Raw genomic sequence first — 8,873 nt, 5'->3', positions numbered from 1 at the left:
CACCACGTTCCGCCACTTCCTCATGCCCGCCGACGATGTAGCCTTCGCGGACAAGCTTCCGGTTGCGGTGTGGCGCGGCGAGCTCAACAACCCGATAAGGACCTTGCTTCTGGAGGCCGCGCGCGATCTGCCCTTTTGCAATGTCGGCACGCCCAAACCGAAGGCAGCGCCGGAATATCGCAAATCTTATCTGAGCATCGATCAGCAGCGGCGCTGACGCTATATCATTTCGCTCGAAGGCAACGATGTGGCGACCAACCTAAAATGGATCATGAGTTCGAATTCGCTGTGCCTGATGCCGCCGCCGACGTATGAGACATGGTTCGCCGAAAGCGAACTCGTGGCCGATGTTCACTATTTGCCGCTCGAACCTGATTTCACGAATCTTGCCGAGCGGGTGCAATATCTCGAACGTCATCCGACTGAGGCCGAGCGTGTCGTTGCCGCCGCCAACGCCTATTGCCGCAAGTTCGCCGACGAACGGGCCGAGCAGGCGATCTGCTTGCTCGTGCTCTACAAGTACTTCGTGCTCAGCGGCCAGATCGAGCCCGATCCCGAGGTCTGGCGTTTTATTTCAGGCTAACCCGCGGCGACCTTCGACCTGATCAGGACCGTTGTCAGATATCTTCCCGGTCAAGAACCAGATCGGCCGGACCAAACCGGTCCTTTGCCGTGAATTGCTGGTGCCAGTAGGGATACAGAACGGGCGGGCGGCTCACAGCGTCCAGGCGTGCGCGCTCATCGCTGGTCAGCAACAGGCTTGCAGCGGCGATATTGTCCTTGAACTGCGCTTCGGTCCGTCCGCCGATCACCAGCGAGCTGACGGCCGGCCGGCCTAGCAGCCAGGCAAGCGCCACCTGCGCTGCCGAGACGCCATGGCTCTTGCCGATATAGGCAAGCACATCGACGATCCGCCACAGCCGGTCCTCATCACGGATCGGCGGTTCCGTCCAGCCGCTGAGCTGGCGGGAGGTGGCCTGGTCGCGGTGGTATTTGCCGGACAACAGTCCACCGGCGAGCGGGCTCCACACCAACACGCCAAGCCCCTGGTCGACCGAGATCGGCAGCAGTTCATATTCGGCTTCGCGTGCTTCCAGCGTGTAGTGGATCTGCTGTGTGACGAAGCGCGGCTGGTGCTGGCGGTCGCTGATCCCCAGCGCCTTCATCACTTGCCAGCCGGAATAGTTGGAACAGCCGACATAACGGACCTTGCCCTGGCTGACGAGCGTGTCGAGCGCGGCGATGGTCTCCTCGAGCGGCGTTGTGCCGTCCCATTCGTGCAGGAAATAGATGTCGATGACGTCGGTCCTGAGGCGCTTCAGGCTCTTCTCGCACTCGCGGATCAGATGGTAGCGCGACAGCCCTTCGTCGTTGGGGCCCGTGCCGATCCGCATCCGCGCCTTGGAGGCGATCAGCACATCGCCCTTGCGTTTGCCGCCAAGCGCTTCGCCGATGATCTCTTCCGAAAGCCCGTTCGAATAGACATTGGCGGTGTCGATGAGATTGATGCCGGAATCGATGCAGAGGTCGATCATCCGGCGCGCCTCGTCGAGATCGGTCTTGCCGACCGCCGAAAATGCGCCGGCGCCGCCAAAGGTCATGGTGCCCATGGTCAGGGTCGAAACCTTCAGCCCGGAACGGCCGAGAGTGCGGTATTCCATGTCAGATCCTCGCAATTGCGTTGAGAAGGGCTGCTTCGAAGGCCGCCGGAGGGGAGCCTGGCATTTGTAGGACAATTCGAGCCGCTTGTCGTGCATGCCATGGAGGCCGATCGATCACATCTCACGGATTTGCGCGACCGGCACACAGGCCGGCTGCAATAAAACCGTCATTGCCGGCCTGTATGCAAGTCGGCTCAAGGTGTTCGGTCTTGGCCGGCAGGCCGGACGCCGACAGGGGCTCGCACGCGGAGCAGCATAAATGACCGAAGCAAAACAGAATTCTCCTGCCAAGGACTGGCTGGAGGCGGAGCTAGCCGACACGCTTGACGAAGATTACGAGCTGGAAATGTCGGAACCGGCGGTGTCGCTGGAGATCGCCAAGATCTACAAGAAAGCGCATCCGCCCTCGATGGATCGCCAGCAATATTTTCGCGACCTGATCACGCTGCAATCCGAATTGATCAAGCTGCAGTCCTGGGTGGCATATCACAAGAAGAAGCTGGTCGTGGTTTTCGAGGGCCGCGATTCGGCCGGCAAGGGCGGCGTCATCAAGCGCATCACCCAGCGGCTCAATCCGCGCATCTGCCGCGTCGTAGCCTTGCCGGCGCCGACCGAACGCGAAAAGTCGCAATGGTATTTCCAGCGCTACGTCCCGCATCTGCCGGCAGACGGCGAGATCGTGCTGTTCGACCGCTCCTGGTACAACCGCTCCGGCGTCGAAAAGGTGATGGGATTTGCCGAACCGGATCAGGTCGAGGAGTTTTTTCGCGACGTGCCGGAGTTCGAGCGCATGCTCGTCCGCTCCGGCATCACGCTGGTCAAATACTGGTTCTCCATCACCGACGAGGAGCAGCAGATGCGTTTCCAGATGCGCATCCATGATCCGATGAAGCAGTGGAAGCTGTCGCCGATGGACTTGCAGTCGCGCGTGCGCTGGGAGCAGTACACCAAGGCCAAGGAAGAGACGTTCGCCCGCACCAACATTCCCGAAGCCCCCTGGTTCATCGTCGAAGGCAACGACAAGAAGCGGGCGCGGCTGAACTGCATCGATCATCTCCTCAAGCAGATGCCTTATGAAGAAGTGCCGCACGAAGAGATCACGCTGCCCGACCGCGTCTTCAATCCCGAATACGAGCGCCAGGTGCTGCCGCGCGAGCTGTATGTACCGGAGAAGTATTGAGGCAGGGTTCCCTTCTCCCCGTCAGTATACCGGGAGAAGGTGCCGGCAGGCGGATGAGTAGCAGCGCCACGTTCGGATGACGGACGCTCAGACTGGACGATCACCTGCGTCGGCTCTGGCTCAGGAATTTCCTCCGGCTCTGGCTCCCGAGCTGGCTGGCGGATGACGGGAGCGACCGGAATCTCCTTTGGCGCCGCCTGTTCGGCGGGCGCCTCCGGCTCCTCGACCAGCGCAGGTTCCGGCTGGATGTCCGGCTCGGGCCGAATGGTCGGCGCAGGTTCGGGCTCGGCCTCTTCAACAGGCGCCGGCTGCGGCGCGGGCGGTGCTTCCGGCTCGACTGGCGGCGGAGGCACAGCTTCTGCTTGGGGCCGAGGCTCTTCGCGTATCGAAAATTCCGGAACAGTCTGTTCGGCGGCCGGCTTCAGCGCCTCCAGCGCGTCCCATTTGATCGGCGGCAGGGGTGCTGACTCGTCGATCCGCTCCTCGACCACTTCCTTCTTGCCGAACGAAAATATCTTCTTGAGAAAACCAGCCATGTTCCTGCGTCTCAGGCGGCGCGGGCGGCAAGCGGCACCGCGATCAGGCGCGCGCCATCATGGCCGGCGATATCAGCCTCAACGATTTCGCCCGGCGCGCCCTCGGAGATCGTGGCAAGCGTAAAGCCTTCGGTGCGGCCGAGCCTGTCACGCTCGACCAGGATCGACTGGCGTGTTCCGGCGAGTGCAGCGAGGTGGCGGCGATAAGCGGCGTCACCGGCGGCGCGCAGCCGTGCCGCACGCTGCTTGACCAGTTCGCGGCGAAGCTGCGGCATGCGCGCGGCGGGGGTGCCTTCGCGCGGCGAGAACGGGAAGACGTGGAGATGCGTCAGCCCGCATTCCTCGACGATCTCCAGCGATTTTTCGAACATAGCGTCCGTCTCGGTCGGGAAGCCGGCAATGATGTCGGCACCGAAGACGATGCCGGGACGCAATTTGCGCAAATCCTCGCAAAAACGGATCGATTGATCCCGGTTGTGCCGGCGCTTCATCCGCTTCAGGATCATGTCGTCACCCGCCTGCAGCGACAGATGCAGATGCGGCATCAGCCGGGGCTCGGTGGCGATGGCGTCGAGCAAGTCGTCGTCGGCCTCGATCGAATCAATCGACGAGAGGCGCAGGCGTTTCACGCCAGGCACCTGCTTCAGGATCGTCTTGACCAATTTGCCGAGTTTCGGGCTGCCAGGCAGGTCGGCGCCGAAACTGGTCATGTCGACGCCGGTCAGCACGATCTCGGCATAACCATTGCCGCTCAGCCGCTCGACCTGCTCGACCACGGCGCCCATCGGCACAGAGCGCGAATTGCCGCGGCCATAGGGGATGATGCAGAAGGTGCAGCGGTGGTCGCAGCCGTTCTGCACCTGGACGAAGGCCCGTGCCCGGCCCTCGATGGCGTCGACCATGTGGCCGGCCGTCTCGCGTACCGAAAAAATATCGTTGACGCGAGCCTTCTCGGTATCGTTGACGCCGAAATCCGGCAGCGCGCGATAGGAATGCGCCTTCAGCTTCTCTTCGTTGCCAAGGACGAGATCGACCTCGTCCATGGCAACGAAATTCTGCGGCTCGGTCTGCGCCGCGCAGCCGGTGACGATGATGCGGGCGGCTGGGTTCTCGCGCCGGGCCTTGCGGATCGACTGTTTTGCCTGGCGCACCGCCTCGCCGGTGACGGCGCAGGTGTTGAAGATGATTGCGCCGCCTTCCAGCGCGCCAAGGCCGGCGCTCTCCGCCTCCCGCCGCATCACCTCGGATTCGTAGGTGTTCAGCCGGCAGCCGAAGGTGACGAGTCTACACCTTTGGGAATTGTGGGGCCCTTGGAAAGAGCGGGACCCTTCTTGGCAAGAGGAGCCATCAGGCGGCGCTTTCGGTGTCGCGGGCCCACACGCCGGTCGACGGGTCGAAGCTGCCGGAAAATTCCCATTCGGCGGCGCCGGTGAGGATGACGTGGTCGTCGCCGCGCCACTCGACGTGCAGCGAACCGCCGCCGGGTGTCACCAGAGAGACGCTGCGTCCGGTCCGCTTGGTGCGCGCGGCAGCGACTACGGCGGCGCAAGCCGCCGTACCGCAGGCCTTGGTCAGGCCGGCGCCGCGCTCCCAGGTGCGGATGACCATCGTCTCGGGCGAGGTCACCCGCGCGATGGTGATGTTGGCGCGTTCGGGGAAGATCGGGTGGTTTTCGAGCAGCGGGCCGAAGCGGTCGAGTTCGTAGGACCAGACGTCGCGGTCGACCCAGAAGATGGCGTGCGGATTGCCCATCGACACGACCGAGGGCGAGTGCAGCACAGGCGCGTCGATCGGGCCGATCTGCAGCTCGATCATGCGGGTATCGCGAAATTCCTCGGCGAGCGGAATATCCTGCCAGCCAAAACGCGGCTTGCCCATATCGACCGAGATCAGCCCGTCGGCATGTTCTTCGGCGTTGAGGATGCCGGCGACGGTCTCGAAGGCGAATGTCTTCTGGCCGGTCTCGGCGGCAAGTGCCTGCACCACGCAGCGCATGCCGTTGCCGCAGGCCTGCGCGCCGGTTCCATCGGAATTCAGGATGTCGATGGAAAAGGCGGTGCCCGGCGTCCTGGCGTCGTGGATCGCCATGATCTGATCGAATTTCGTCGCGGCATCGGCGTTGAGCGCAAGGGCGGCAGACGGCGTCACCCGATCGGCGCGACCGCGCATGTCGGCAACGATGATCTCGTTGCCAATGCCGTTCATCTTGGCGAAGGGGGCAGTGCTTGCCATGGATCGAAAGGTCTCATGCCGGTTTGGCGCCTATATGGCGGATACCGGCCGAAATTACCAGTGTGCGCGCGCGTCAGAGCGACGTGCGTCCATTTGGACGCACAAAGTACGCTCTGACATTTTTGAACCAGCGCACGTGCTTTCCGCTGCGCACTTTTGCCCGACATGCATTAGGCCACCGCGAAGACGCCAAGCACGATCAGCAGGAAGATGATCAGCACGATGCCGATGAGAATACGGGCGCCGGTGGCGGCGGCTCCGGCCAATGCCGGCATGCCGAGCAGGCTGGCCGCGGCCGCGATAATCAGAAGAATGACAATCCATTTGATCATGGGGAGATCCCTGCAGCCGACGGTTGTGGAACTCCCCACAAACGCATCTGCGATGGCTTGGGTTCCGATTCCTTAAGTTCCCCTGCGGCGCGAAGCCGGCCGCCTGCCTAGACCGCCGGCACGTCCCAGACTTCGCCGGGACGCAAGGCGCGAAAGCGTTCTTGCGGGATACCTTGATCGTCGAGGGCTTCGCCAAGGTTTCTGGCCGGCTCGTCAATCGGCTCGTTGGTCAGCCGGAACGTGCCCCAATGGCAGCCGGCAGCATGGGCGGCGTTGCACAAAAGCATGCCTTGCACCGCCTCCTCCGGGTTCTGGTGGTGTGGCGCCATGAACCAACGCGGCTCGTAGGCGCCGATCGGCAGGATGGCCACGCGGAAGCCGCCGTGCCTTTCGGCCATCAGCCGGTAGTTGATGCCATCGTGGAAGCCGGTGTCGCCGGCGAAATAGGCCTTTCCGCCCGGCGTCTCGACCACAAATCCCGCCCACAGCGCCATGCGCCGGTCGCGGGTGCCGCGCGCCGACCAGTGGTGCACCGGCTCGACATAGACTGCGACGTCCTTGCCGATCTCGACCCTCTCGCCCCAGTCATGCACGGAAAGCCGCATGCCGGGAACGCCATCGTCGATGATGGCGTCATTGCCGAGCGGCGTCAGCACCAGCGGGTCGTGCTTTGTCTTCAGCCGCTTCAGCGTGGCGAGGTCGAGATGGTCGTAGTGGTTGTGGCTGACCAAAACGAGGTCGATCGGCGGCAGGTTGGAAAAGGCGATGCCCGGCAGATTGACCCGTTTCGGCCCGGCAAAGGACAGCGGCGAGACGCGCCGCGACCAGACCGGGTCGGTGAGGATGTTCAGGCCGGCTGTCTGGATGAGCAGCGTGGAATGGCCGACCATGGTCAGCCTCAGCCCGGAGCCGTCGATCCGTTTGGCCGGTGTCGCTTGATGAAATGGACTCGGATTCGCCGCCGGCCATTTCGAGCGCTCGCCGCCCAGCTGCCACTTCAAAAGATCGGAAAAGCGGGCAGGCGGCTTGCCGTTGGGATTGAAAAACAAGGTGCCGTCGAAATGATCGCTCGGTGGGCCGCTGTAATAGCGATTGGCGGCTCTTTTTCTCGCAGCCAAGGTTTCGCCTCCGGCAGGGTTCCGTTTCATCAGAGATAGGACCGAAGCCGATTGACGCAAGCATTTGGTGACCCGGAATGCCAAGGGCATGCTTGTCCTGGTAGACCCCTGGCAGGGCCCGAAGTGCAGGCTGGGCGGCATGTATTTGTGGTAAAATTGCAACAGTTGTTGCCACAAATGGTATTTTAACCATATCGGGTTGAAATTTCGCCACCTTCCCCATCTTGGTGGGGGAGAGTGTGCGGACGGCGGCCCCAGCCGGATCCGACGGAGGTTTGAAATGAATTTATCGAAAGCCGGTCTGCTGGCCGTATCGCTTGCCGCGCTCGTTGCGAGCGGCTGTTCAACGTCACGGTTCTCGTCGATGGACCAGCAGCCGTCGCCGCTTGAGGCCGCGCCCTCCGGCACGGTGACCGCAAATCAGCTGCCGCCGCCGGCGGCGCCCGGCACTGCCGACCCGTCGAAATTTCCGACGGCGCCGCAAGGCCCTCAGGTTGCCTCGCTGCCGCCGGACGGGACGGCTCCGGCCGGAGCGCCGGATCTTACCGCCTCCAGCGTCGCCGGCGTGTGGAAGGCCAGCGTGTCCGGCCAGAGCTGCCAGGTGGCGACGCCGCAGACCAAGTTCGGCGCCGGCTACCGGGCCGGGCCGCTGCATTGCCCGGCGCCGATCAACGGCATTAAGTCCTGGAACGTCGCCGGCAAGCAGTTGACGCTTTACGACGAGAACGGCGGCACGCTGGCACGGCTCTATTCCTCGGGCGGAGAGAAATTCGACGGCCAGACTTCCAACGGCCTGCCGATCTCGCTTACAAGAGGCTGACCCGCCGCTTATTTTGTTTTACGCAATTCCGAACGGAAAACCGCTACACACTTTTCCTGGAATTGCTGTCTTTTGTTTTTACGCAATTCCGGACGGAAAACCGAGACACACTTTCCTGGAATTGCTCTAGAACGACGTGACCGATGCATCTGCGTGACGGCCTTCAGACCCATGCGACCGTCCGGCAGCGCTACGACCATCTGGTCGATACCGGCCTGATCGACCGCGATCCGGGGCAGGAGCGGATCGTCGCGGCACTCGACCGGTTGATCGATGAGATCTCGGCAAAGCGGCTGGCGCACAAATCGAGCGCGCTGGGCTGGTTGTTCGCCCGCAAGCGTGAAACGCGCGAGGCCGTCAAGGGCCTCTACATCCATGGCGGCGTCGGCCGCGGCAAGACCATGCTGATGGACATGTTCTTCGAGCTGGTGCCGGTCAGGCGCAAGCGTCGTGTCCATTTCAACGACTTCATGGTCGATGTGCAGGATCGCATCCAGAAGCATCGGCAGGCGCGTAAAGAGGGCGCCGTCAGGGAAGACGACCCGATCGCGCCGGTGGCCCGCGCGCTGGCCGAGGAGGCCTGGGTGCTGTGCTTCGATGAGTTTTCCGTCACCGACATCGCCGATGCGATGATCCTGTCCCGGCTGTTCTCGGCGCTGTTTGCCAACGGCGTCGTGCTGGTCGCCACGTCCAATGTCGCGCCGCAGGATCTCTACCACGACGGCTTGAACCGCCAGCTTTTCCTGCCCTTCATCGGCATCCTGGAGCGGCATGCGCAGGTGCTGGCGCTGGATGCCGACAAGGACTATCGGCTGGACAAGCTCAGCCGCCTGCCGGTGTATGTCACCCCTGCCGATGCCGCCGCCGATGCTGTCCTCGACGAGGCCTGGGAAGTGATGACGCGTGGCCGGCGGACAGCCGAGGCGGCATTGACGGTAAAGGGCCGGCAGATCGTGGTACCGCGCGCTGCCGGTGAAGCGGCGCGGTTTTCCTT

General features: G+C 63.1%; 9 protein-coding genes and 1 pseudogene. 4 read left to right on the top strand and 6 right to left on the bottom strand.

What is annotated here, in order from left to right; genetic code table 11:
* Positions 1-583, top strand: a pseudogene (locus tag EOA85_RS19435) (glycosyl transferase family 90); the annotation flags it as partial.
* 34 nt (positions 584-617) lie between these two features.
* Here the strand turns inward: EOA85_RS19435 and EOA85_RS19430 are convergent.
* Positions 618-1,661 (bottom strand): aldo/keto reductase, encoded by a 1,044-nt coding sequence (locus EOA85_RS19430; RefSeq protein WP_127210814.1) that lies wholly within the window; start codon positions 1,659-1,661, stop codon positions 618-620.
* A 259-nt stretch (positions 1,662-1,920) separates the two neighbouring features.
* On the opposite strand from EOA85_RS19430, the gene ppk2 reads away from it, so the two are divergent.
* Entirely contained in the window at positions 1,921-2,841 is a 921-nt protein-coding gene (gene ppk2 / locus EOA85_RS19425; RefSeq protein WP_127210813.1) for a polyphosphate kinase 2, read from the top strand.
* Here the strand turns inward: ppk2 and EOA85_RS19420 are convergent.
* From EOA85_RS19420 to EOA85_RS19400, 5 genes are all read right to left on the bottom strand, one after another.
* On the bottom strand, positions 2,733-3,377 hold the full coding sequence (locus tag EOA85_RS19420; RefSeq protein WP_206523328.1) for a hypothetical protein: 645 nt from the start codon (positions 3,375-3,377) through the stop codon (positions 2,733-2,735). The genes ppk2 and EOA85_RS19420 overlap by 109 nt on opposite strands.
* Positions 3,378-3,388: 11 nt before the next feature.
* The gene (gene mtaB / locus EOA85_RS19415) at positions 3,389-4,615 is read right to left on the bottom strand and encodes a tRNA (N(6)-L-threonylcarbamoyladenosine(37)-C(2))-methylthiotransferase MtaB (RefSeq protein ID WP_245485874.1); all 1,227 of its coding nucleotides are present in this window, start codon (positions 4,613-4,615) and stop codon (positions 3,389-3,391) included.
* Between the two features lie 109 nt (positions 4,616-4,724).
* Entirely contained in the window at positions 4,725-5,609 is an 885-nt protein-coding gene (dapF, locus tag EOA85_RS19410) for a diaminopimelate epimerase (protein ID WP_127210811.1), read from the bottom strand.
* A gap of 170 nt (positions 5,610-5,779) precedes the next feature.
* Positions 5,780-5,941 (bottom strand): DUF1328 family protein, encoded by a 162-nt coding sequence (locus EOA85_RS19405; RefSeq protein WP_029349395.1) that lies wholly within the window; start codon positions 5,939-5,941, stop codon positions 5,780-5,782.
* Positions 5,942-6,048: 107 nt separating this feature from the next.
* Positions 6,049-7,089 carry an MBL fold metallo-hydrolase gene (locus tag EOA85_RS19400; RefSeq protein WP_164759753.1) on the bottom strand — a complete coding sequence of 347 codons (1,041 nt, stop codon included), beginning with the start codon at positions 7,087-7,089 and terminating at the stop codon, positions 6,049-6,051.
* Positions 7,090-7,339: 250 nt separating this feature from the next.
* On the opposite strand from EOA85_RS19400, the gene EOA85_RS19395 reads away from it, so the two are divergent.
* Positions 7,340-7,879: an AprI/Inh family metalloprotease inhibitor gene (locus EOA85_RS19395; protein ID WP_065007266.1), complete on the top strand. Its 540-nt coding sequence runs from the start codon at positions 7,340-7,342 to the stop codon at positions 7,877-7,879.
* A gap of 143 nt (positions 7,880-8,022) precedes the next feature.
* Positions 8,023-8,873, top strand: an 851-nt coding sequence (gene zapE / locus EOA85_RS19390; RefSeq protein WP_164759752.1) for a cell division protein ZapE, incomplete at its 3' end; no start/stop codon positions are given.

The organism is Mesorhizobium sp. M5C.F.Ca.IN.020.29.1.1, from assembly GCF_003997375.1.
In the GTDB taxonomy this organism is placed as follows: domain Bacteria; phylum Pseudomonadota; class Alphaproteobacteria; order Rhizobiales; family Rhizobiaceae; genus Mesorhizobium; species Mesorhizobium wenxiniae.
The sequence above is the reverse complement of the archived record's forward strand: the minus strand, read 5'-3'. Positions and strand labels throughout refer to the sequence as shown.